This window comes from Paracoccus pantotrophus (assembly GCF_008824185.1).
Lineage (GTDB): Bacteria > Pseudomonadota > Alphaproteobacteria > Rhodobacterales > Rhodobacteraceae > Paracoccus > Paracoccus pantotrophus.
The window spans coordinates 1,338,321-1,361,143 of the sequence record NZ_CP044426.1 but is presented as its reverse complement, the minus strand read 5'-3'; the positions used below and the strand labels follow the sequence as shown (position 1 = coordinate 1,361,143).

Below are 22,823 nucleotides of genomic sequence, written 5' to 3'. Positions count from 1 at the left end.
GGACGGGATGCGTCCGATCATCGACATCGACCATGTTTCCAAGCGCTACGGCAGCGGCACGGTGGCGCTGAACGACGTCTCGCTGCAGATCGAGGAGGGCGAGATCCTGGCGCTGCTCGGCCCGAACGGGGCGGGCAAGACCACGCTGATCTCGATCATCTGCGGCCTGGTGGTGCCCAGCGGCGGCACGGTGCGCGTCGGCGGCCACGACATCGGCCGCGACTGGCGCGCGGCGCGTAAGCTGATCGGTCTGGTCCCGCAAGAGGTCGCGCTGGAGCCCTTCGAGAGCGTCATCGACTGCGTGCGCTTTACCCGCGGGCTTTACGGCGAGCCGCCGGACGACGCCTATATCGAGCAATTGCTGCGCAGCCTGGCGCTGTGGGACAAGCGCGAGGCCAAGACGCGCGAGCTGTCGGGCGGCATGAAGCGCCGGGTGCTGATCGCCAAGGCGCTGTCGCACCGGCCCAAGGTGCTGTTCCTGGACGAGCCCACGGCGGGCGTGGACGTGACGCTGCGGCGCGAGATGTGGCAGGTGGTGCGGCAGTTGCGCGCCGAGGGCGTGACCATCATCCTGACCACGCATTACCTGGAAGAGGCCGAGGACATGGCTGACCGCATCGGCGTCATCAACCGCGGCGAATTGCTGCTGGTCCGGTCCAAGGACGCGCTGATGGGCGAATTCGGCAAGAAGCGCCTGACCGTCTCGCTTTCCGAGCCGCTGGCGGCGCTGCCCGCCGAACTGGCGGGGCGCGGGCTGGTGCTTTCGGCCGACGGGCGCGAACTGGGCTATGACTACGACACCAGGGCCGAGCGCACCGGGATCGCGCATCTGCTGGCCGAACTGGCGGGGCTGGGCCTGGCGGTGCGCGACGTGTCGACCAAGCAAAGCAGCCTTGAGGAAATCTTCATGTCGCTGGTCGAGGAGGAAACCGTATGAACTGGCGTTCCGCCCGCGCCGTCTTCGGACATGAGATGGCGCGGTTCTTCCGCACGATCTGGCAGTCGCTGGCCTCGCCGGTGCTGTCCACGGTGCTTTACTTCGTTGTCTTCGGCGCCGCCATCGGCGGGCGCATCCAGGCGGTCGAGGGCGTGGCCTATGGCGCCTTCATCGTGCCGGGGCTGATGATGCTGACCGTGCTGCAGCAATCGGTGGCCAATGCCAGCTTCGGCATCTATTTCCCGAAATTCGCCGGCACGATCTACGAGATCCTCGTCGCGCCCACCGGCTGGATCGAGGTCACGCTGGGCTTCGTCGGCGCCGCCGCCACCAAGGCGGTGATGATCGCGCTGGTGATCCTTCTGACCAGCTTCTGGTTCACCGGCGTGCATATCGCGCATCCGTTCTGGATGCTGGCCTTCCTGGTCCTGACCGCCATCGCCTTTTCGCTGCTGGGCTTCATCATCGGCCTTTGGGCCAAGAATTTCGAGCAGTTGCAGATCGTGCCGATGATGGTCATCACGCCGCTGGTGTTCCTGGGCGGCGCCTTCTATTCGGCCTCGATGCTGCCGCCCTTCTGGGAGGGGGTCGCCAAACTCAACCCGGTGCTTTACCTGATCTCGGGCTTCCGCTGGAGCTTCTTCGGCTTTGCCGATGTGCCGGTCGGGCTGTCCTTGGGCGCGGTGGCGCTGATGATCCTGGTCTGCATGGGCGCGATCCGCTGGATCTTCCTGACCGGTTGGCGGCTGCGGGAGTGACCGCGCCTATGGGGTGCGTTCAGGCGCACCCCATAGGCGCCGCCCATTTACGGCCGGCACGGTGTCCCGGCCTTGGCCATCTGCGCCGCGTGCCGGCCAAGCGCCGCCGCCTGCCGTTGCAGCCAGGCATCCGCCGCCTTGCGCCCCTGCGCCTGTACCCGCCGGTGGTATTCCGGCCGCAACTGCTCGCGGCTGGCCGAGATCGAGCAATCGGCCGTCCGCACCGGCTTCTTGCCCGCCTTGCCGGCGGGCGCGCCGCCGTTCGGTGCGGTCTGCTGTTCCAGCAGGTCGCCCTGATGCATGATCATCGCCTGGTTTCCGGCGTCGAACCACGGCGTCTGCGCGCCGGCCGCGCCAGCCCAGATCATGGCCGCGGCGACCGCGGCCCATCCTTGTCCCGACATGGCTGTCCTCCTTTGCGCCGAGCCTGCCATAAAACCGCGCCCCGGTCATCCCTTGGGATGCGCCTCAGCCCCGGCACAGCCGGGTCTGCGGGTCCAGCCGGACATATTCGCGGGCCGAGATCCTGTGCATCTTCAGCGAATGCTTCCATTGCGTGTTCCACATACGCAGGATGCCGTTTCGGTAATATTGCGCCATCAACTCGTCCACGATGGGCGGGATGATGGTGGTGCCGGGGATGCGGGGGGCGTGAAAGCCGACCGTCGCCTTCGGTCCCAGACAGGCATTGGGCAGGGTGATATAGATCGTGCAGGCCGAACGGCAATAGCCGCGCACCTCGACCGGGCGGCCGCTGGCGGCCAGCTTGTTGCGATAGCGGATCGCCTCGACGACATTGCCGCCACGATTGTTCATGATCACGATCGGCTTGCCGCGCGGCTGCGCCTCGGCGGGCGCGGGCAGGCCGGCGACACCGGCGACGCCGGTGCCAAGGGCCAGCGACAGGGCAAGCGCCGAAGAAAGGCGGGTCAGAAGGGAAGACATGTTCATGTCCTTTGCTATGCCTCGCTGAACGCGCAAGTCCAAATGACGTTCCGGCGAGCCGCGCTTCCTGCTTAACAAGCGGCCTGCTTGCCACTATATGCCGCGCATCATGAGCCAGAACCCGCCCCTGTTGCGCCCCGATCTAGCCCCCAGCCCGATCTTCGACTCTGCACAAGGGGAGGGGGGGCGAAGGGACGGGCAACCGACCATCGGCATGGTCAGCCTCGGCTGTCCCAAGGCGCTGGTGGACAGCGAGCGCATCCTGACCCGCCTGCGGGCCGAGGGCTATGCCATCAGCCCCGACTACAAGGGCGCCGGCGCGGTGATCGTGAACACCTGCGGCTTCCTCGATTCGGCCAAGGCGGAATCGCTGCAGGCCATTGGCGAGGCGCTGGCGGAAAACGGCAAGGTCATCGTCACCGGCTGCCTGGGCGCCGAGCCCGAATATATCACCGGCGCGCATCCCTCGGTCCTGGCCGTGACGGGGCCGCAGCAATACGAGCAGGTGCTGGATGCGGTGCATTCTGCCGTGCCGCCCTCGCCCGATCCCTTCGTGGACCTGCTGCCGGCCTCGGGCGTGAAGCTGACGCCGCGCCATTACAGCTACCTGAAGATTTCCGAGGGCTGCAACCACGCCTGCAAGTTTTGCATCATCCCCGACATGCGCGGGAAACTGGTCAGCCGCCCGGCGCATGCGGTGATCCGCGAGGCCGAGAAGCTGGTCGAGGCCGGCGTGCGCGAGCTTCTGGTGATCTCGCAGGACACCTCGGCCTATGGGCTCGACCGCAAGTTCGCGGAGGAGCGCGGGCATCGGGCGCATATCACCGACCTGGCGCGCGACCTGGGGTCTTTGGGCGCCTGGGTGCGGCTGCATTACGTCTATCCCTATCCGCATGTGCGCGACCTGATCCCCTTGATGGCCGAGGGGCTGGTGCTGCCCTATCTGGACATCCCCTTCCAGCACGCCCACCCGGATGTGCTGAAGCGCATGGCGCGGCCGGCGGCGGCGGCCAAGACCCTGGACGAGATCGCCGCCTGGCGGGCCGCCTGTCCCGAGATCACCCTGCGCTCGACCTTCATCGTCGGCTATCCCGGCGAGACCGAGGCCGAGTTCCAGACCCTGCTGGACTGGCTGGACGAGGCGCAGCTGGACCGGGTCGGCTGCTTCCAATACGAAAACGTCAAGGGCGCGCGCGCCAACGAGTTGCCCGACCACCTGCCCGACGAGGTCAAGCAGGACCGTTGGGACCGCTTCATGCAGAAGGCGCAGGCGATTTCCGAGGCCAAGCTGGCGGCCAAGGTCGGCAGCCGCATCGAGGTGATCGTGGACAGCGTGGACGACGAGGGCGCGACCTGCCGCACCAAGGCCGATGCGCCGGAAATCGACGGCAACCTGTTCATCGACCAGGGGTTCGAGGCACTGGCGCCGGGCGACATCGTCAGCGTCACCGTGGACGAGGCCGGCGAATACGACCTCTGGGGCCGGCTCTAGGCGGCGACAATCGTGCCGGTTGTGGCGCCGGCGCCGCTGGCTTAATCAGGCGGCAGCGCGACGCAACAAGGCGGCATGGATGAACTGGGATCCCGAAGGCAAACCCCGAAAACCCGATGTCCTGGGCATCGGCGCGCAAAAGGCCGGCACCACCTGGCTGTCGCAGATGCTGGGCCAGCATCCTGATGTCTGGGCTCCCCCCTTCAAGGAGGTGCAGTTCTTCAATCACCGCTTCGTCGAAGAGCATCGCAAATGGCTGCCCTGGCATTTCCGCCGCGGCCGCCAGAACATCGAGAAACGCTGGGCCGCCCGCGGCGAGGAGATGCCGCGCGCGATGGTGCGCTATCTGGACCGCGTCACCCGTGAACCGATGTTCACCAACCATTGGTACAAGCTGGTCTTCGCCCCCGCGCCCCAGGGGACAAAGGCGATCGACGTTACCCCGGAATATTCGACCCTTCCGCCGGAAGGCGTGGATTTCGTAACGAAATTCCTGCCGCAGGCGAAGTTCGTCTATATCATCCGCCACCCCGTCGATCGCGCCATCTCGCAGCTCAAGATGAACCTGACGCGGGCGGGGCGAAAGCCGGCGACCGTCGAGGACTGGCTCAAGGAGGTCGAGGCCCCCGAGCTGATGGATCGTGGCGATTACATGAGCTATGTGCCGCGCTGGAACGCGCATTTCGGCCCCGACCGGCTGCTTTACCTGCCCTTCGGCATGATCGCCCGCGATCCGCTGAGCTTCCTGCGCCGGGTCGAGGACTTCCTGGGCCTGGCCCCGCACGACTATCGCGACCTCGGCAAGAAGGTCTTCGCCTCGGACAATGCGCTGGTGGTGCCCGACCGGGCCCGCGCCCGGCTGCGCGAGAAGCTGGAACCGCAATTCGAGTTTCTCGACCGGACCTTCGGGCCGGAATTCATCCGGCAGTTCCGCTGAGCCTTCCCCTTTCGCCGCTGCTCGACTACATAGCGCGCAACTTCACGGGTTCAGCAACGAGGAAAGATCATGGCCTCCTACCAGTTCGTTTACTACATGGACGGGGTGTCCAAGACCTATCCGGGCGGCAAGAAGACCTTCGAGAACATCCGCCTGAACTTTCTGCCCGGCGTCAAGATCGGCGTCGTGGGCGTCAACGGCGCCGGCAAATCCACGCTGCTGCGCATCATGGCCGGCATCGACAAGGACTTTACCGGCGAGGCCTGGGCGGCGAAGGGCGCGACCGTAGGCTACCTGCCGCAAGAGCCGCAGCTCGACCCCGCCTTGAACGTGCGCGGCAACGTCATGGAGGGCGTCAAGGCCAAGCAGGCCAAGCTCGACCGCTATAACGAGCTGGCCATGAACTACTCGGACGAGACCGCCGAGGAGATGGCCAAGCTGCAGGACGAGATCGATGCCGAGAACCTCTGGGATCTCGACAGCCAGATCGACGTGGCCATGGAGGCGCTGCGCTGCCCGCCGGACGATGCCGATGTGGAAAGCCTGTCGGGCGGCGAGCGCCGCCGCGTCGCGCTGTGCAAGCTGCTCTTGGAACAGCCCGACATGCTGCTTCTGGACGAACCGACCAACCACCTGGATGCCGAGACCATCGCCTGGCTGCAAAAGCACCTGATCGAATATCCCGGCACCATCCTGATCGTCACCCACGACCGCTATTTCCTGGACGACATCACCGGCTGGATCCTGGAACTCGATCGCGGCCGCGGCATCCCCTATGAGGGCAATTACTCGGCCTGGCTGGAGCAGAAGGCCAAGCGGCTGGAACAGGAAGCGCGCGAGGACAAGGCCAAGCAGAAGACGCTGGAGCGCGAACTGGAATGGATCCGCGCCGGCGCCAAGGCGCGGCAGGCCAAGCAGAAGGCCCGGATCAACGCCTATAACGAACTGGCCAGCCAGTCCGAGCGCGAGAAGCTGACCCGCGCCCAGATCATCATCCCCAACGGCGAGCGGCTGGGCAGCAAGGTGATCGAGGTCAACGGGCTGAAAAAGGCCATGGGCGACAAGCTGCTGATCGAGGATCTGAGTTTCAGCCTGCCGCCGGGCGGCATCGTCGGCGTGATCGGCCCGAACGGCGCCGGCAAATCGACGCTGTTCAAGATGCTGACCGGGCAGGAACAGCCCGATGCCGGCGAAATCACCTATGGCGACACGGTGAAGCTTTCCTATGTGGACCAGTCGCGCGACGCGCTGGATCCCAACAAGACGGTGTGGGAGGAAATCTCGGGCGGGGCCGAGCAGATCGAGCTGGGCGACGCCACGATGAACAGCCGCGCCTATTGCTCGGCCTTCAACTTCAAGGGCGGCGACCAGCAGAAGAAGGTCGGCCTGCTCTCGGGCGGCGAACGCAACCGGGTGCATATGGCCAAGCTGCTGAAATCCGGCGGCAACGTGCTGCTGCTGGACGAGCCGACCAACGACCTGGACGTGGAAACCCTGCAGGCGCTGGAGGCGGCGCTGGAGGATTTCGCCGGCTGCGCGGTCATCATCTCGCACGACCGCTTCTTCCTCGACCGGCTCTGCACGCATATCCTGGCCTTCGAGGGCGACGCGCATGTGGAATGGTTCGAGGGCAACTTCGAGGATTACGAGGCCGACAAGATCCGCCGCCTCGGCCCCGATTCGGTCGAGCCGAAGCGGGTGAAATACAAGAAGTTCACGCGGTAATAAGATGGAGGAAAGGGGGCAGATCTGCCCCCTTTTTTCTTCGCAGGCCGTTATCGAAATCCGGCGGCCTTCATGCCCGTTTCCGACAGGTAGTCGAAATGCCGCGTGATCAGGCGGTCCAATTCGTCGCGCGGGGCTTTCTTCATGCCCCTCTTGGCCAGGATTTCCTTGGCGTGCCGCGGCGTGTCGTTCATCCCATAATGGGTCACGATGCTGGGAACCGAGGGGTCGGTCAGGGCGACCATCACTGTCGGGATGCGATAATGGGCAAAGCCGAATACCGTGCGCTGGGGATGGCGCACGGCGACACCCACGCCAAGGAAGGGGTTGAACCAGCGGTAAAGCCCCTGCGTCGGCCCGTCGATGACCGAATAGATCACCGTGGGGAAGCTGACGGCGAAGACCCCATGCGCCTTCCACAGGGTATCGCCATGCTTGCGCAGCTTCCTGATATAATCCTTGGAGAGGCAATCATCGTCATCGAGGCGGAATTGAAGGCAATCCTGCAGTTCCAGTCCGATTTCCTTGAGGGTCTGGACCTGGGCATCGGCGACATGCATCGGCGGGACAAAGCGCAGAACCACATAGGGGCGCGCGTCGCAAAGCCTTTGCAGCTGGTCGCGATAGACCTTGGGCATCCGGTCCGAAGAGATGACGAGCAGCTTGAAATCGGGATCGGTTTGCGCGTCCAGGGAGGCGAGCGTCAACTGCTCGAACGTCACGAAACGGGCCTTCATCCGCTCGTCGCCGAAAAGCTCCTGCTCCTTTTGCTTGTAGATCGGCTCCAGGTCGCTTTCCGCGACGTTGCGATAGGCTTTCCAGTCGCCGCGCCCGATCATGGAAAAGCGGCAAATCCCGACTATGGTCATCGTGTTCTTCATAGTGCGAACCGTTTCGTGACCGGTGTGTAGACAAGGCTTCCCTTTGCGCGCCGCTCGGCCTCGGCGACGTCGGCCTTAATGATTTCGTCCGAAGGAATGTCCCAGACCGCATCAGCGTCCAGATAGCCATGTTCCAGCAATGCCGCATGGATTTCCGTGAAATCCGCCTGGCCCCAGCTGTTGTGGTTCGGCTTCTTGCCTGGCGTCAGATATTCGGCGACGAGGCTGTTGATGAGCAAGGGATCCTTTCCCGTCATTCCCCGAAGCTGCAGGCGCATGCTATGGTGTTCGGCATTGTTCCTGCGCAGGATGACGGCAATATCCTTGTCCGGGTCGGCTGCCATCCCGGCCATGTGCAGGGCGGATGTGTCCAGGCTGATGATTTTCCGGGCGGCACGGTAAAGTGCGAACTGATCTTTCCAGGACAGCTGCTTGGGGGAAAACGGGGACATAGCCGGAACGCCTCAGGTTTTCCTCGAGGATCGCTTCAGCCAGCAACCCGCCGTTTGCAACATATTTCGTTCTGGAGATATAGATCTTTTCCGGCCCGTTTGGGGGAAGCTTGCCCACGGTCTCGCGCAGGAAATTTCGGAACTCTTCCGTGCCGGTGGCGATTTCACCAAGTCCAAATCCCTGGCCGGGGATGGTGAGGTTTTCGACCAGAGAAGGCTGTTTGACGACCAGGGTCGGGCACCTGATGCCGAAAATATCGAAAATCTCTCGATGCGGCTTCTTGAAATGCGTCAGGGTCGAGTGCTTGGGAGTGAACAAGACCCCATCATAATCGCTGTTCGCGGCCCAAAGCCTGCTGATCGTTTCGGTAATGAAATGCCCGAAATGGCCATAAAACATCCCCGCGAAAAGGAAATGCCCTTCCAGCTTTTCAACCGGCTCGGGAGCCTCTTCAAGCGCAAGCGACATGCGTCCAGCACCACGCCAGGCGGCCGCCTCGGCGATGTCGCCGTCCTTCCAGACGCCGCTTGGGGTTCGGGGGCGGGATTCCCACGGAGGGACCACAATCGCATTTTGCAGGGTAATCGTTTTTCTGGACCAACCCTGATCGGGCAACGGGGGACAAGGCTCGTTCAATTTACGCTCTCAAACTCATACACAGCGATTCGCCAGAAAAGGCGAACATCCCAACCACCGCCCTGTTTGGCAACACCTCCTTGACAATGCAAGTCAAACCGGCCTGTGACGGCGCTCCGCCAAAGGTCGGCTGATCCCTATTCCCATTCCCAGGGCAGGGCGTATTGGCCAAGCAGCTGGGCGACGGCGCTGCGGTCGACCTCGCCGTTCGGCCGGATGCGGGCGACCAGGCCGCGCTTGCGGTCGTCGACCACCGCGGCCACAGCGGCCGCCAGCCCGGCCTCGGCCAGGGCGGCGTCATAGACGCGGCGGATCGCCAGCTTGCGCAGGTCGGGCTTGAAGATCTTGCCCACCGCGGTCTTGGGCAGCTCGGGCAGGATCTCGACGTGCTTGGGCACCGCCGCGCGTTCGTGGATATGGGCGCGGGCATGCTCCATCAACTCGTCCAGCGAGACCTCGGCCCCGGCGATCAGCTCGACATAGGCGCAGGGCAGTTCGCCCGCGAAGGAGTCGGGCTGGCCGATGGCGGCGGCGGCGGCGACCTTGGGGTGGGACAGCAGCGCGTCCTCGATCTCGGCGGGGTCGATATTGTGGCCGCCGCGGATGATCAGATCCTTGGCGCGCCCGGTGATCCACAGATAGCCGTCGGCGTCCATCCGGCCCAGGTCGCCGGTGCGCAGGAAGCGGCTTTCGGCGAACAGGTCGTGGTTCTTGTCGGCCTCGGTATAGGTCGAGCCCTCGAAGACGCCGGGATTGGCCACGCAGATCTCGCCGATCTCGTCGGTGGCGCATTCGTGGAAATCGCCGTTGCGGCGCTGCAGGATGCGCACATGGGTATAGGGCAGCGGGATGCCGACCGAGCCGACCTTCTTGAGCCCGTCGATGGGGTTGCAGGAGACCAGGCAGGTCGCTTCGGTCAGCCCGTAGCCTTCGGCGATCTCGACCCCGGTCGCAGCCTTGAAGCGGTTGTAAAGCTCGATCGGCAGCGGCGCCGAGCCCGAGATCGCGGTCTTGAGCGAGGTGACATCGGCATCGACCGGGCGCTGCATCAGCGCGGCGATGGCGGTGGGCACGGTGATCAGGAAGGTCGCCTGCCAGCGTTCGATCAGCTTCCAGAAATTGTCGAACACGCCCTCGCCGCGATAGCCGGCGGGCGTCGGCATGACCAGCTGCGCCCCCGACATCAGGCAGGACATCAGCACCGGATAGGCCGCGAAGACGTGGAACATCGGCAAGGGGCACATCAGCACGTCGGTCTCGGTGAACAAGAGCGTGGCGCCCAGCCAGCCGTTATAGACCATGCCCGATTGCTTGTGCTGGGCGACCTTGGGCATGCCGGTGGTGCCGCCGGTGTGGAAAAAGGCGGCGACGCGGTCCTCGGCCGGCTCGTCGAAGGTCAGGCGGTCGTGCTTTTGCGCGCTGGCGGCGGCTTCGAAATCCATGACCTTGGCATGGTGCCGGGCGGGAACCTTGGGCCGCATCAGCGGCACCAGCAGGCGCTTGATCCCGGTCAGGTAGCCGCGCAGGTCGACCTCCAGCACGGTCTGCACGTCCGGGGCCTGCGCCACCGCCTCGGCCGCCTTTTGCGCGACCTCGGATTTCGGAAAGCTTTTCAGTGTCACCAACACCTTGGCGCCGGTTTCGCGCAGGATGGCCGCGATGTGGTCGGGCTCCAGCAGCGGGTTGATCGGGTTCACGATCCCCGCCGTCGCGCCGGCCAGCAGCACGACCGGCGCCTCGACGCAATTGGGCAGCAGATAGGCCACGACATCGCCCGGCCCGACGCCCAGGCTGCGAAACAGGTTCGCCGTCTCGGTCACGCGCTCGTGCAGCTCGCTCCAGGTCAGGGTCCGGGCCGGTGCCTTGGGGTCCGAGAACAGCTGGAAGCTGATCGCGGGACGCTGGGGATGGCGGTCGCGGGTCTGGGTCAGCGCCTGATAGACGGTGCGCGGCACCTGGCGCTGCGCATAGGACATTTCCGTCTCGACCGCATCGCGGTCTGCGACGCTCGCGAACCTGGCCATTCCCTTACCTCCCGTTCTCCCATTCGGGGTCGTGCCCCACTGACAGGCAGAATGGTGCAACGATCAGCATGATGGCAAGCATTCCGCGACGCCATGCCGGCGTCAAAACGCTGCGTCGCTTCGCGGGCTCAGCCCTGGGGAATGCGCAGGGTCTGGCCGGGATAGATCTTGTCGGGATGGCTGAGCATGGGCTTGTTGGCCTCGAAGATCTCGGGGTAGCGGCCGGCTTTGCCCAGGTATTTCTGCGCGATGGCCGACAGCGTCTCGCCTTTCTGCACGGTATGGAACACGGGCATCGCCGCCGCGGGGGCGGGGGTTTCGGTGCCGGCGCCCTCGGCCAGCTCGACATGGGCGATGCCCTTGATGTTGCCGACCGCCAGGATCAGCTTTTCCAGGGTCTCCTGATCGCGCGCCTTGCCCGAGATGACCACCGTATCGCCGCGCAGGGTCAGGTGCACGTCCTTGCCGGTCAGGCCCAGGGCCGAGAGTTCGGCCTTGAGCGCGGCCACCTTGCGGTCGGTGTCGCTTTGCGGGGCAGGGGCGGGGGCGGGTGCCTCTTGCGCCTCGGCCTCGGATCCGAAAAGCGATTTTCCGGCGTCCTTCACGAAATCCCAGATGGCCATGACCTCTCCTTTCAGGGCTGTGTCTGGAGCGGCAACGTTTCGCCGAAAGCGGCGGTTCCAGACAAATTTCAGCAATCTGAGGTTGAGGAATGCCGGGCCGATCCCTAGCTTTCGCGGGTCTTAGGGGATAGAAAATTTGAACAAATACTGCAAATCACTGGTTTTGGCGTCTTTTCTTGGATTGGCGGCGCTGCCCGCCCTTGCCGAGGATGGGGTGCGAATCTCGACCAAGTCCAATGCGGGGGATCCGGCGCGTCCGGGAAGCGTCACCTGCTTCCAGACCTCGATGCGCGAAAATGAGGCAGCGGTCCGCGCCACCAATGCCACGCGCCAGGCGCGCGGGCTGTCGCCGCTGAAGCCGAATCGCGACCTGGCCGCGGCTGCGGCCCGCCATGCCTGCGACATGGCCCGGCGCGGGGTGATGTCGCATCGGGGCAGCAAGACCAAGGGGCCGATGCAGCGGCTGAAGCAGGAAGGCTACCGCCCGAGCATCGCGGCCGAAAACATCGCCGCCGGTCCCTGGGGGCAGGATCGCGTTCTGGTCGAATGGGCGCGTTCCAGCGGGCACCTGGCCAATATCCTGATCCCGCAGGCCCGCCATTACGGCATCGGCAAGGCCTTGGGGGCGGATGGCAGGACCGTCTTCTGGGCGGCGGTCTATAGCGCGCCGCGCTGAGCGGCGGCGCGCGCTGCGGCCGGCAAGCCGGGGCCGCAGGCTTTTCATCCCCGGCCGTGCCTGCGGGCTTGCGTCGCCTGGTCGCGCGACTGGTTGCCGGCGGCTTGGCCCGCGGCCTGTCCTTGCGGTCAGGCGATACCCTCCACCACTTCCGCCGCTTCCATGGTTCCCTCGGTGAATTGCAGCCGTGCCAGCCGGGCATAAAGCCCGCCCTGCGCCACCAGTTCCTCGTGCCGGCCCTGGGCCACGATGCGGCCATGGTCGAAGACGACGATCCGGTCGGCCTTCTTCACCGTGGCCAGCCGATGCGCGATGATGATCGTGGTGCGGGTCCGGGCCAGCTCGTCCACGGCATGCTGCACCAGCCGCTCGGATTCGGCATCCAGCGCCGAGGTCGCCTCGTCCAGAAGCAGGATCGGCGCGTCGCGCAGGATGGCGCGGGCGATGGCGATGCGCTGCTTCTGCCCGCCCGACAGCATCACCCCGCGCTCGCCGACATAACTGTCATAGCCTTCGGGCAGCAGGTTCAGGAACTCGTCGGCATGGGCGGCGCGGGCCGCGGCCTCGACTTCGGCATCCGAGGCGTCGGGGCGGCCGAAGCGGATGTTCTCGCGCGCTGTGGCGGCAAAGATCACCGGGTCTTGCGGCACCAGCGCGATGGCCTGGCGGAAATCGCCCCGCGCCATGTCGCGCAGGTCGATGCCGTCGATGCGCACCGCGCCGGAATCGGGATCCCAGAAGCGCAGCAGCAGCTGGATCACCGTGGTCTTGCCGGCGCCCGAAGGCCCGACCAGCGCCACCGTCTCGCCGGGGCGGATGTCCAGCGTGACCCCTTCCAGCGCCGAGCGGTCGGGACGCGAGGGATAGTGGAAGGTCACATCGTCGAGGCGGATCGCGCCCTGGACCGGCCGGGGCAGGGCAATCGGCTGGGCCGGATCGGTCAGCGAATCCTGCGCCGTCAGCAGCTCGGTCAGCCGCTCGGTGGCGCCGGCGGCACGCTGCAATTCGCCCCAGATCTCGGACAGCGCGCCCACCGCGCCGGCGACCAGCACCGCGTAGATGACGAACTGCACCAGCTCGCCCACGGTCATCATCTCCAGCCGCACGTCGCGGGCGCCGATCCACAGCACCCCCAGAACGCCCGAGAAGATCAGGAAGATGACGATCACCGTCATCACCGTCCGCGTCCTGACCCGGTTCAGCGCCGAATCATAGGACCGCTCGGTCACGTCGTCGAAGCGCGCGCGCGTCGGCCCCTCTTGGGTAAAGGCCTGCACGGTCTGCGCCGAAAGCAGGCTTTCCGATGCCGCGCCCGATGATTGCGCGATCCAGTCCTGGTTCTCGCGCGACAGCTTGCGCAGCCGCCGGCCCAGCACCACGATGGGCACCACGATCACCGGCACCAGCAGCAGCACCAGGCCCGACAGCTTGGCCGAGGTCCAGACCAGCATCGCCATGCCGCCGACCAGGATCAGGAAGTTGCGCAGCGCGATCGACACGGACGAGCCGATCACCGACTGGATCAGCGTGGTATCGGTGGTGATGCGGCTGATGATCTCGCCGGTCAGCACCCGCTCGTAGAAGGCCGGGCTCATGGCGATGACGCGCTGGAAGACGGCCTTGCGGATGTCGGCGACCACCCGCTCGCCCAGCCGGGTGACGAGGTAATAGCGCATCCCCGTCCCCAGCGCGAGCAGCGCCACGATGGCCAGCGCCGCGCCGAAATACTGGTCCAGGAGATGCGCGCCGGCGTCGAAGCCGTCCACGACGCGTCGCACCGCCAGCGGCAGGACCAGGCTGATGCCCGCCGTGACCGCCAGCGCCAGCAGCGCCGCCGCCAGCAAGCCGCGATAGGGCCGGATGAAGGGCCAAAGCGCACGCAGCGCGCCGATACGTTTCGTGGTCGGCCGATCCACGATGGGTTTGGGTCCGCGTGCCATTTATCCTCCCTGGGTCGCCGGATGGCTGCCTGCTGGCGCGTTCACAGCGGCTTGGTGCCGCCGGCCAGTTCCAGAATGATTTCCCATTCCGCATCCGAGACCGGCTGCACCGAAAGGCGCGAATTGTTGACCAGCACCATGTCCTTCAGCCGCGGCTCGGCCTTGGCCTCGTCCAGCGAGACGGGGCGGTTGACGCGGGCGACGGCGCGGACATCGACGCATTCCCATTTCGGGTCGGCGGCTGTCGTGTCGGGATGTGCCTCGGCCACCACCTCGCAGATGCCGACGATCTCCTTGCCGATGTTCGAGTGATAGAAGAAGCCGCGCTCGCCCTTCTTCATGGCGCGCATGTTGTTGCGGGCCTGGTAGTTGCGCACGCCGTCCCATTGCTCGCCCGTCTCGCCGCGGCCGATCAGGTCGTCGAAGCTGAAGACGTCCGGCTCGGATTTGAACAGCCAATACGCCATCAGCCGATCACCTTCTTCCACTCGATCACCTCGACCGAGGCGAACAGTCCGGCTGCCTTGTAGGGATCCTGTGCCGCCCATTCCTTGACCTCCGTCAAGCTCTCGCCCTCGACCAGCAGCAGCGAGCCGCAGGGCTGGCCGTTCTCGATCAGCGGGCCGGCCAGCTTGACGCCGGGCTGCGCGCCCAGGAAGGCCAGATGGCTTTCGCGGGTGTCGAGACGGGTTTGCAGCTTGCCGGCATGGTCGCGGCAGATGACGGCGAAAAGGGGCATCATTCCTCCTTGAGGGGGCGGTTGAGCAGAAAATCCAGCGCATGTTCCATGGCGATGCTGCCTTGGGCAAGCCCCGCCACCAGATTCGAGATCGGCATCTCGATCCCCAGCCTTTCGGCCAGCCGGGTGACGGCGCGGGCGGTGGCGGCGCCCTCGACCGTGGTGCCGGCGGCGAAGTCGCGCCCGGCGCCCAGGGCCAGCCCATAGCGGAAATTGCGCGACTGTTCCGAGGTGCAGGTCAGCACAAGGTCGCCCAGGCCCGACAGGCCCGGCAAGGTCTCGGGCCGGGCGCCGAGCGCGGTGGCCAGCCGCAGCATCTCGGCAAAGCCGCGGGTGACGATGCTGGCCCGCGCGCTGTCGCCATAGCCCGCGCCGATGGCGGCGCCGGCGGCGATGGCGATGATGTTCTTCAGCGCCCCGCCCAGCTCGGCCCCGGCCATGTCGGTGGTGCGGTAAAGCCGCAGCGTGGCGGTGGAAAGCTGGCGTTGCAGCGCCTCGGCCGCCCCTGCATCGGCGCAGGCAAGCGTTAGCGCCGTGGGCAGGCCGCGGGCGATGTCGGCGGCAAAGCTGGGGCCGGTCAGCACCGCCACCGTGGCATGCGGGCAGGCGGCGGCGATCAGCGCCGAGGGCCCGGTCAGCGTGGCGAGGTCGATGCCCTTGGCGCAACTGACCAGGTTGCGGCGGTCGAAGCGCGCGCCATGCTCGGCCAGAAACCCGCCCAGCACCTGCGCGGGCAGCGCGAGCAGCACGGTTTCGGCCGCGATCTGGTCCAGCCGGCCGGTGACATGCAGCGCCGGCGGCAGGGCGACGCCGGGCAGGCGCGGGTTCTCGCGCGCCGCGGCCCAGCCGGTATCGCGGCCCCAGAGCGTGACCGGCCCCTTGCTTGCCAGCGAAACCGCCAGCGCCGTGCCGAATGCGCCTGCGCCGATGATCGCCACGCTCATGCCTTGGCCCCCCGCTTGCCGGCGCCCAGCATCGGCGCGGCCTTCTGGTCCAGCGGCCAGCGCGGGCGCGCGGCCAGTTCCATGCCGTCGCGCCGGCCGGCCTGGTAGGCCTCGATCCCGGCCCAGGCGATCATCGCGGCATTGTCGGTGCAAAGCCGCAACGGCGGCGCCAGGAAGGTCGCGCCGGCCTCGGCCGCGACCCGCTGCAAGGCCGCGCGCAGGGTTTCGTTGGCCGCGACCCCGCCCGCCACGGCAAGCACCGGGGCAGGGGTCAGCGCCAGCGCCCGGCGGGTCTTTTCGGCCAGCACTTCGGCGACCGCCGCCTGGAAGCCGGCGCATAGATCGGCGCGGTCCTGTTCGTGCAGGCCGCCCTGCGCCGCGACCAGGTCGTCGCGCTGGCGCAGCACGGCGGTCTTGAGACCGGAAAAGCTGAGGTCGCAGCCCGGCCGGTCCAGCAACGGCCGGGGCAGGGCGAAGCGGCGCGGATCGCCCGCCCGCGCGGCGGCCTCGACCGAGGGACCGCCGGGTTGCGGCAGACCCAGAAGCTTGGCCGCCTTGTCGAAAGCCTCGCCCGGCGCGTCGTCGATGGTGCCGCCCAGCCGGGTGAAGTCCTGGGGGCCGTCCACGCGCAGGAACTGGCAATGCCCGCCCGAGACCAGCAGCATCAGATAGGGAAAGGGAACGCCGTCGGTCAGCCGCGGCGTCAGCGCATGGCCGGCCAGGTGGTTCACGCCGACCAGCGGCAGGCCGCTGCCCGCCGCCAGCCCCTTGGCCAGCATCACCCCCGACAGCACGCCGCCGATCAGCCCCGGCCCGGCGGTGACGGCGATGCCGTCCAGGTCTGGCAGCCGCAGCCCGGCTTGGGCCAGCGCCTCTTCGACGCAAAGATCCAGCCTTTCGGCATGGGCGCGGGCGGCGATCTCGGGCACCACGCCGCCGAAATCGGCATGCAGCGCCGTCTGCCCGGCCACGACCGAGGCCAGGATCGCGCGGTCGCCGCGCACCACCGCCGCGGCACTGTCGTCGCAGCTGCTTTCGATGCCCAGAAAGGTCAGTCCCATGCTCATCCTTGTTCCCGCGCCGCCAAGGGCCTAGGCAGATGCGAAGTAACATCTTGTCAGGCCGATTGCCATGCCGCCGAACCCCGCGCCCATCCTGCTTCTGACCCGACCCGAGCCGGCCTCGCGGCGATTTGCCGCAGAGGTCGCGCCGCTTGGGCTGGAGGTGCTGATCTCGCCCGTGCTGCGCATCCGTCCAGTCGTGCATGACGCGGCGCGGCTGGCCGCGGCGCAGGGGCTGGTCTTCACCTCGGTCAACGCGGTGCCGGCGGCGGGGGCGGGACGCGGCCGGCCGGCGATCTGCGTCGGCCCCGCTACGGCCGAGGCGGCGCAGGCGGCGGGTTTCGACGTGACCGAAGGGCCGGGCGACGCGGCGCGGATGCTGCCGATGCTGGACGGGCTGGGCGAGGGCTGGCTGCATCCGCACGGCGCCCATGTCGCCAAGGTGCTGCCGGTGCCGGGCATGGTGGTCTATGACCAGTTGCCCGAACCGCTGAATGCCGTGGCGCTGGCGGCGCTGGCGGGGCGCGCGCCGGTGATCCTGCCGCTGTTCTCGCCCCGCTCGGCGCGGCTGCTCTCGGGCCAGGCGGCGGGCGCGCGGGCGCCCTTGTGGCTGGCGCCGATCAGCCCGGCGGCGCGGGATGCCTGGCAGGGTCCGGCAGCGCGCTGCGTGCCGGCGCCGACCCCGGACGCCGAGGGGGTGCTTCGCGCCATCCAGCGGCTGCTGGCCGCGGAACAATCCACATGAGGGCGGTTGAGGCGCCACGCACCGCCGACTAGACTGCCGGCTGGAGCCAATCATGATTGCGGGCGGCAGGGGCGGGCCTCGCCCCATGCCAGCCGGGCCGCGATGCGAAAGGGAACGGGGAAGAATTGTGAAGAAGCCAGAAACCAATTCCAGCGAGAACAAGGCAAGCCCCGGAAAAGACGGCAAGAAGAAGGCGGTTTCGGGCTCGGTCATCGACAGCCGCCCGGTCGGTTCCGGTGAAGGTGCCCAGGCCGCAAAGCCCGAGCCCAAGCCGCAGATCGAATCAAGGCTGGTCGGCACCGGCCCCGGTCCCGAAGCCGCCGCGCCCAAGCCGGACGCGGGCCGGTCCGCTGCCGGCGAGGCGGTTGCCGAATCGAAGCCCCCTTCATCCCAGGCTGCGACCGAAGCGAAGCATGGCGGCGTGCCGCCGGTCGCCAGGCCGGAGGCTGTGCCGATCCCGCCCCAGCCGGCCAAGGTCGAGACCCGCGTGGTCGAGGTGCGCAAGGCCGGTTTCATGCCGACCTTCCTGGGCGGCGTCGTCGCCGCCGGCCTGGGTGCTGCCGCAGCCTGGTGGGCGATCCCGCATCTGCCGCCAGCCTGGCAGCCGCTCGGTGCCGACCCGGCCCCGACCGAGGCGCAGATCGCCGCTGCCCGCGAGGCGGCCGTCGAGGCGGCGCGCGAAGAGATCCAGACCCAGGCCGACGCCTTTGCCAACCGCGCCTCCGAGGCGGGTGCGGATGCGGCACGACAGGCGCTGGCCGATGTCGAGGCGCGGGGCGGCGATGCCGAGGCGTTGCAGGCGCAGCAGGAAAAGCTGGCCGCGCTGGAAAAGACCCTGGCCGATCTGGCCGCGCGGCCCGTGGTGGCGCCCGTGGTCTCGGGCGAGGGCAGCGACGGGCTGCAGCAGGTGCTGAACGAATTGACCGCGCGACTGGCGGCGCAGCAGAACCGCATCGATGCGCTGGCCGCGCGGCCCGACGCGCAGGCGGCGGCAGGGCAGGTCCAGGAACTGACCGCCCAGGCCGAGGCGCTGCAAGCCCGCATCACCGCCGCGGCGGATGAGGCCGAAAAGCGCATCGCTGCCGCCCAGGCGCAGGCATCCGTGCTGCAGGAGACGGCCGAGGCGGCGAACCGCCGCGCCCAGGCGGCCAAGGCCGCCGCCGCGCTGCAGGCCGCGATCGAGACCGGCGGCCCCCGCGATCAGGCGCTGGCCGATCTGCGCGCCGCCGGGGTCGAGCCGCCGGCCGCGCTGACCGGCGATATCCCGACGCTGGCCCAGTTGCGCGCGGGCTTTCCCGCCGCCGCGCGCGAGGCACTGGCCGCCGCGCGCCAGGAGGCGCCGCAGGACGGCGCGCTGGGGGCGATCGGGAATTTCCTGCGCGTGCAGACCGGCGCCCGCTCGGTCGAACCGCGCGAAGGCAGCGATCCCGATGCCGTGCTGTCGCGCGCCGATGCCGCGGTGAATGCCGGCGACATCAAGGGCGCGCTGGCCGAGATCGCCGCCCTGCCGCAATCGGCCCAGGCGGCGATGGCCGACTGGACTGCCGGGGCCCAGGCCTGGGTCGAAGCCAATGCCGCGCTGGCCGCTTTGGCCGCGGGCAGCATGTAAGGGGCGCGCCATGCTGCTTTCGGCACTGAAAATCCTGATCTTTTTCGCCATCGTGCTGGTTTTGACGCTGGGTGCGATGCAGCTTTCGGAAACCGGCCAGGGCTTGAGCATGGTCTATGGCGGCACCGAATACACGCTGGGTCCGGTGCAACTGGTGATCGCGGCGCTGGTCGTCGTGCTGCTGGGCTGGATCACCGTGCGGCTGCTGGGGCTGCTTCTGGCCTTCCTGCGCTTCCTTCTGGGCGACGAGACGGCGATCAATCGCTATTTCGCCCGCTCGCGCGAGCGCAAGGGCTATGATGCGCTGTCCGAGGGCATGCTGGCCGTCGCCTCGGGCGAGGGCAAGCTTGCGCAGGACAAGGCCGCCAAGGCGGCCAAGCTTCTGGACAAGCCGCATGTCACCGACCTTCTGGCCGCCCAGGCGGCCGAGGTGGCGGGCGACCGCCGCAAGGCCGGCGAGGTCTATCGCCGGCTGCTGTCGGATCCGCGCACGCGCTTTGTCGGCATCCGCGGGCTGATGCGCCAGAAACTGGATGAAGGCGATACGGCTACCGCGTTGAAACTGGCCGAGAAAGCCTATGCGCTGAAGCCGAAGCACGCCGAGTTGCAGGACACGCTCTTGCAACTGCAGACCCGCGAGGGCGACTGGAAGGGCGCGCGCGCCGTGCTCAAGGACAAGCGCCAGCAGGGCCAGCTGCCCAAGGACGTGCATGTCCGCCGCGACGCGGTCCTGGCGCTGAAGGAGGCCTCCGAGGTGCTGGCGCATGGCAATTCGATCAGCGCCCGCGAGGCGGCGATTTCCGCCAACCGCGCCAGCCCCGACCTGATCCCGGCCGCGGTGCTGGCGGCGCGCAGCTATATCGCGCAGAACGATCCGCGCAACGCCAGCCGGGTGCTGCAAAAGACCTGGAGCGTGCGCCCGCATCCCTCGGTCGCCGCGGCCTATGCCGAGATCGTGCCGGATGAAAAGCCGGCCGCGCGGCTGCGCCGCTTCGAGGATCTGATGCGGCAGAACCCGGATGACGAGGAAACCCGGCTGCTGCGTGCCGAACTGCTGCTGGCGGCCGAGGATTTCCCCGGCGCCCGCCGCGCGCTCGGCAATCTGGCAGAGAAGCATCCCACGGTGCGTTCGCTGTCGATCCTGGCCGCCGTGGAACGGGGTGAGGGTTCGGACGACGCGGTGGTGCGCGGCATCCTGGCGCGGGCGCTGGTTGCCAGCCGCGGCCCGCAATGGGTCTGCGACAAGTGCCACAATGTCATGGCCGATTGGTCGCCGACCTGCGACAGCTGCGGCGGTTTCGACACGCTGACATGGCGTGAGCCCGACACCCCCGCTTGGGGCGCCACCGCCCCGAACGGGGTCGAGATGCTGCCGCTGCTGGTGGGCACGGCGCATGGCACGGCAGCGGGAACCGCGGCGGCCGAGCCGAGCGCCCCGGCCGCCGCGGATCCTGCGGTTGCCGCCGGCCCCGCCGGCATGGGCGGTCCGCAACCCGAGCCGCGCAAGCCGCCGGAGACGACCGGCCCGGTCGAGATCGCGGATGTTTCGCCCGGCATGGTGCCGCGCGAATCGGATTATCGCCGCGTCTCTCCGGCTGCGGCCGCATCCGAGCCGGCGATGACCGTCACCGATCCCGAACCGGTGCTGGCCGCGCCGTCTGCGCCCGAACCCGCAGGCCGGCCGGCGCTTGACGAACCGGGCGATCTGCTGCCCGTGCGCCCCGATGTCGAGCCGATCGACGAGGAGGAAGTGAAGATGGCGGGGAAAAATCGCTGACCCCCCTTTTCGCCCGCGCCGGAACCTGCTATCCGGCGCGGCACATGAGAGGCCGGTGTAGCTCAGCTGGTAGAGCACGTCATTCGTAATGATGGGGTCGGGGGTTCGAGTCCCTTCACCGGCACCAGAAATCCCAGGGAAATCGACGCATTGCGCTGGTTTCCCTGGGATTTTTGCGTTTCCGTCCCGTTTTCGGCCCCGTTCGTCCGGCACGCCCCCTGGCCCGGCCGTTGCACCCGGCCGCGGCGCAACGCCCTTTCCCTTCCCCGATAATGCGTGGCGATTTCGGATGAGGAGAGGGTGAGATGCCGAACAAGGCCACGGTCAGGGGCGTTTTGATGGATGCGACGCTTGCGCCGATCGCTTCGGGCAAGATCGTCGCGACGCTTCAGGGCTCGGACATATTCGACGGCGGGCTGCGGGTGGTGACGCAGCAGGTCGAGGCGACGACGGATGCGCAGGGCGGCTGGTCGCTGGATCTGATCGTGAACGGCGAGGGCGAGCGGGCGGGCACGACCTGGACGATCACGGGCTACAACCAATATGTGGCCAAGGTGTTCGAGGCGAAATCGCTGTTTTTGGCCTCGGCGCTGGCGACGACGCTGGGCGATCTGGAGCGGAGCAGCGCGCCGAACCTGCGGGCCGCGCGCGAGGGCAACGCGGCGCGGCTGATCAGCGTCCCGGATTACGACCGCTACCTGGCCCTGCCCGAAAGCCAGAGGCGGCCGAACGACCTGCTGGTCGTGGACGGGCGGGAAGCGGCGCCGGTGATCCATGGCACCATCGAGCGCAGCCTGTTCCAGGGGGTGCAGCAGGTCTATCTGGGCGGCGAGCCGGCGGCCTTGCTGGAGGCGAGCGGCGCAGTGCTGATCGAAGCGCAATCCTCCGTCCCTGCGGCGGCCCCGACGATCACCCGCCAGCCCGCGTTGCTGCCCGAAGGGGCGGGGCTGGGCGACAGCATCACCCTGGACCTGGGCGCGGCGGAGGGCGCGCCGCCGCCAGTCGCGGAATGGGATCTGACGCTGGGCGAAAGCTCGATTCGCGACCAGGTCGACCCGGACCAACTGAGCATGGACCTGTCCGAGCCCGGCGAATATGCGCTGGCCGTCAACTGGAGCAATGCCTCGGGCACGGCCGCCGCCGCCCCGGCGCTGCTGACGGTCGCCGAGCCGGGGGCGCCGGGCCTGGATTACGCGCGGGCGGCGGGGTATTTTCACGCCGGTTCCGTGTTTTCCGGCACGGCCGAGGCCGTCTCGGGGGTGGCGAACGGCGGCAATGGCGGCTGGGACCTTGCGCGGGTCGGCTCGGGACAGGCTATCGCCATGACGCCCGCGGGCATCCGCTTCGACGGCGGCAGCTTCCTGCAGGCCTCGGGGATATCGACCAGCGGCATCGGCGGGATGTTCCTCGTCCTGCGCGTGGCGATCGAGCATCACAACTCCGGGGTGGCGCAGCTTTTCGCGACCAATCCCGCCGGCGGCCCCGTCTCGATCACCAGCAACAAGGGCAAGCTGCAAGCCTATTACCACGACGGGGAAACCTCGCGCGTGGTCAATCTCGGCGGGGCACCCGCCACGCCCGAGGCCTTCGTGATCGGGATCGAGATCGACAATGCGGCGCAGACGGTGCGCGCCTATACGCGGGGGGGAAGCATCGCGACCTTCAGCGTGCCAGGCATTCCGGGCGTGGAATACGGGACCGTCGCCATCGGCCAGAGGCTGCACGGCACGCTGACGCGCGCGGCGCTGTTCGGCCGCCCGGCGGGCGGCAGCTTTGCCGCCAGCTTCGAGCAGGTGATCGAGGATTTCCTGTCCGCCTGACGGCCCCGCAGCCCTGCCCGTTCTGCCAGCGGTCGCCCTGCCGGGGCGGCCTTTTTCATGCCTGCTTTTCATGCCTGTGCGGCCAGCCCCGCATCGCCTTG

The 22,823-nt window shown here is 67.7% G+C and carries 22 protein-coding genes and 1 tRNA gene; 11 read left to right on the top strand and 12 right to left on the bottom strand.

Features of this window, described 5'->3' with window-relative positions:
* The first annotated feature begins 7 nt into the window (after positions 1 to 7).
* On the top strand, positions 8 to 937 hold the full coding sequence (locus tag ESD82_RS17245; protein ID WP_147427741.1) for an ABC transporter ATP-binding protein: 930 nt from the start codon (positions 8 to 10) through the stop codon (positions 935 to 937).
* A complete protein-coding gene (locus ESD82_RS17240) occupies positions 934 to 1,695 on the top strand; it encodes an ABC transporter permease (RefSeq protein WP_147427742.1) in 762 nt (253 codons plus the stop codon). Before ESD82_RS17245 ends, ESD82_RS17240 begins: the two co-directional genes overlap by 4 nt.
* 47 nt (positions 1,696 to 1,742) lie before the next feature.
* On the opposite strand, the gene ESD82_RS17235 is transcribed toward ESD82_RS17240, so the two are convergent.
* The gene (locus ESD82_RS17235) at positions 1,743 to 2,099 is read right to left on the bottom strand and encodes a hypothetical protein (RefSeq protein WP_147427743.1); all 357 of its coding nucleotides are present in this window, start codon (positions 2,097 to 2,099) and stop codon (positions 1,743 to 1,745) included.
* 64 nt (positions 2,100 to 2,163) lie between these two features.
* Complete coding sequence (locus ESD82_RS17230) at positions 2,164 to 2,640, bottom strand: hypothetical protein (protein ID WP_114669383.1); 477 nt, start codon at positions 2,638 to 2,640, stop codon at positions 2,164 to 2,166.
* A 109-nt stretch (positions 2,641 to 2,749) separates the two neighbouring features.
* Here ESD82_RS17230 and rimO point away from each other — a divergent pair, with 109 nt between their 5' ends.
* The 3 genes from rimO to ettA all read left to right on the top strand — a co-directional run bounded on the left by rimO (position 2,750) and on the right by ettA (position 6,794).
* Positions 2,750 to 4,132, top strand: coding sequence for a 30S ribosomal protein S12 methylthiotransferase RimO (gene rimO / locus ESD82_RS17225; protein WP_024845022.1), 1,383 nt, complete (start codon positions 2,750 to 2,752; stop codon positions 4,130 to 4,132).
* A gap of 79 nt (positions 4,133 to 4,211) precedes the next feature.
* Positions 4,212 to 5,069, top strand: a complete 858-nt coding sequence (locus ESD82_RS17220; protein WP_024845021.1) for a sulfotransferase family protein — start codon at positions 4,212 to 4,214, stop codon at positions 5,067 to 5,069.
* Between the two features lie 69 nt (positions 5,070 to 5,138).
* Complete coding sequence (gene ettA, locus ESD82_RS17215; RefSeq protein ID WP_147427744.1) at positions 5,139 to 6,794, top strand: energy-dependent translational throttle protein EttA; 1,656 nt, start codon at positions 5,139 to 5,141, stop codon at positions 6,792 to 6,794.
* Between the two features lie 50 nt (positions 6,795 to 6,844).
* Here the strand turns inward: ettA and ESD82_RS17210 are convergent, their stop codons facing one another.
* The 5 genes from ESD82_RS17210 to lysM all read right to left on the bottom strand — a co-directional run bounded on the left by ESD82_RS17210 (position 6,845) and on the right by lysM (position 11,411).
* The gene (locus ESD82_RS17210; protein ID WP_147427745.1) at positions 6,845 to 7,663 is read right to left on the bottom strand and encodes a glycosyltransferase; all 819 of its coding nucleotides are present in this window, start codon (positions 7,661 to 7,663) and stop codon (positions 6,845 to 6,847) included.
* Between the two features lie 8 nt (positions 7,664 to 7,671).
* A complete protein-coding gene (locus ESD82_RS17205) occupies positions 7,672 to 7,953 on the bottom strand; it encodes a hypothetical protein (protein ID WP_151208818.1) in 282 nt (93 codons plus the stop codon).
* 1 nt (position 7,954) lies between these two features.
* A complete protein-coding gene (locus ESD82_RS17200; RefSeq protein WP_147427747.1) occupies positions 7,955 to 8,743 on the bottom strand; it encodes a glycosyltransferase family 61 protein in 789 nt (262 codons plus the stop codon).
* Positions 8,744 to 8,901: 158 nt separating this feature from the next.
* A complete protein-coding gene (locus ESD82_RS17195) occupies positions 8,902 to 10,788 on the bottom strand; it encodes an acyl-CoA synthetase (RefSeq protein ID WP_147427748.1) in 1,887 nt (628 codons plus the stop codon).
* Positions 10,789 to 10,916: 128 nt separating this feature from the next.
* Complete coding sequence (gene lysM, locus ESD82_RS17190; protein ID WP_024845016.1) at positions 10,917 to 11,411, bottom strand: peptidoglycan-binding protein LysM; 495 nt, start codon at positions 11,409 to 11,411, stop codon at positions 10,917 to 10,919.
* Positions 11,412 to 11,625: 214 nt separating this feature from the next.
* Here lysM and ESD82_RS17185 point away from each other — a divergent pair, with 214 nt between their 5' ends.
* Positions 11,626 to 12,087 carry a CAP domain-containing protein gene (locus ESD82_RS17185; protein WP_231486838.1) on the top strand — a complete coding sequence of 154 codons (462 nt, stop codon included), beginning with the start codon at positions 11,626 to 11,628 and terminating at the stop codon, positions 12,085 to 12,087.
* Positions 12,088 to 12,215: 128 nt separating this feature from the next.
* Here the strand turns inward: ESD82_RS17185 and ESD82_RS17180 are convergent, their stop codons facing one another.
* The 5 genes from ESD82_RS17180 to tsaD are packed head-to-tail and all read right to left on the bottom strand — an operon-like array spanning position 12,216 to position 16,777.
* The gene (locus tag ESD82_RS17180) at positions 12,216 to 14,027 is read right to left on the bottom strand and encodes an ABC transporter transmembrane domain-containing protein (protein WP_024845014.1); all 1,812 of its coding nucleotides are present in this window, start codon (positions 14,025 to 14,027) and stop codon (positions 12,216 to 12,218) included.
* 41 nt (positions 14,028 to 14,068) lie between these two features.
* A complete protein-coding gene (locus tag ESD82_RS17175) occupies positions 14,069 to 14,494 on the bottom strand; it encodes an EVE domain-containing protein (RefSeq protein WP_024845013.1) in 426 nt (141 codons plus the stop codon).
* A complete protein-coding gene (locus tag ESD82_RS17170; protein ID WP_147427749.1) occupies positions 14,494 to 14,769 on the bottom strand; it encodes a YciI family protein in 276 nt (91 codons plus the stop codon). Before ESD82_RS17170 ends, ESD82_RS17175 begins: the two co-directional genes overlap by 1 nt.
* Positions 14,766 to 15,710 carry an NAD(P)H-dependent glycerol-3-phosphate dehydrogenase gene (locus ESD82_RS17165; RefSeq protein ID WP_024845011.1) on the bottom strand — a complete coding sequence of 315 codons (945 nt, stop codon included), beginning with the start codon at positions 15,708 to 15,710 and terminating at the stop codon, positions 14,766 to 14,768. Before ESD82_RS17165 ends, ESD82_RS17170 begins: the two co-directional genes overlap by 4 nt.
* Entirely contained in the window at positions 15,707 to 16,777 is a 1,071-nt protein-coding gene (gene tsaD / locus ESD82_RS17160; RefSeq protein WP_024845010.1) for a tRNA (adenosine(37)-N6)-threonylcarbamoyltransferase complex transferase subunit TsaD, read from the bottom strand. Before tsaD ends, ESD82_RS17165 begins: the two co-directional genes overlap by 4 nt.
* A gap of 64 nt (positions 16,778 to 16,841) precedes the next feature.
* Between tsaD and ESD82_RS17155 the strand changes: the two genes are divergently transcribed.
* From ESD82_RS17155 to ESD82_RS22295, 5 genes are all read left to right on the top strand, one after another.
* Positions 16,842 to 17,516 (top strand): uroporphyrinogen-III synthase, encoded by a 675-nt coding sequence (locus ESD82_RS17155; protein ID WP_024845009.1) that lies wholly within the window; start codon positions 16,842 to 16,844, stop codon positions 17,514 to 17,516.
* Positions 17,517 to 17,643: 127 nt separating this feature from the next.
* Positions 17,644 to 19,125 carry a hypothetical protein gene (locus tag ESD82_RS17150; RefSeq protein WP_024845008.1) on the top strand — a complete coding sequence of 494 codons (1,482 nt, stop codon included), beginning with the start codon at positions 17,644 to 17,646 and terminating at the stop codon, positions 19,123 to 19,125.
* 10 nt (positions 19,126 to 19,135) lie between these two features.
* Positions 19,136 to 20,902, top strand: a complete 1,767-nt coding sequence (locus ESD82_RS17145; protein WP_024845007.1) for a heme biosynthesis protein HemY — start codon at positions 19,136 to 19,138, stop codon at positions 20,900 to 20,902.
* A gap of 51 nt (positions 20,903 to 20,953) precedes the next feature.
* Positions 20,954 to 21,029: transfer RNA gene (locus ESD82_RS17140), tRNA-Thr, on the top strand.
* A 178-nt stretch (positions 21,030 to 21,207) separates the two neighbouring features.
* A complete protein-coding gene (locus ESD82_RS22295; RefSeq protein ID WP_024845096.1) occupies positions 21,208 to 22,722 on the top strand; it encodes a hypothetical protein in 1,515 nt (504 codons plus the stop codon).
* Positions 22,723 to 22,823: the final 101 nt, after the last annotated feature.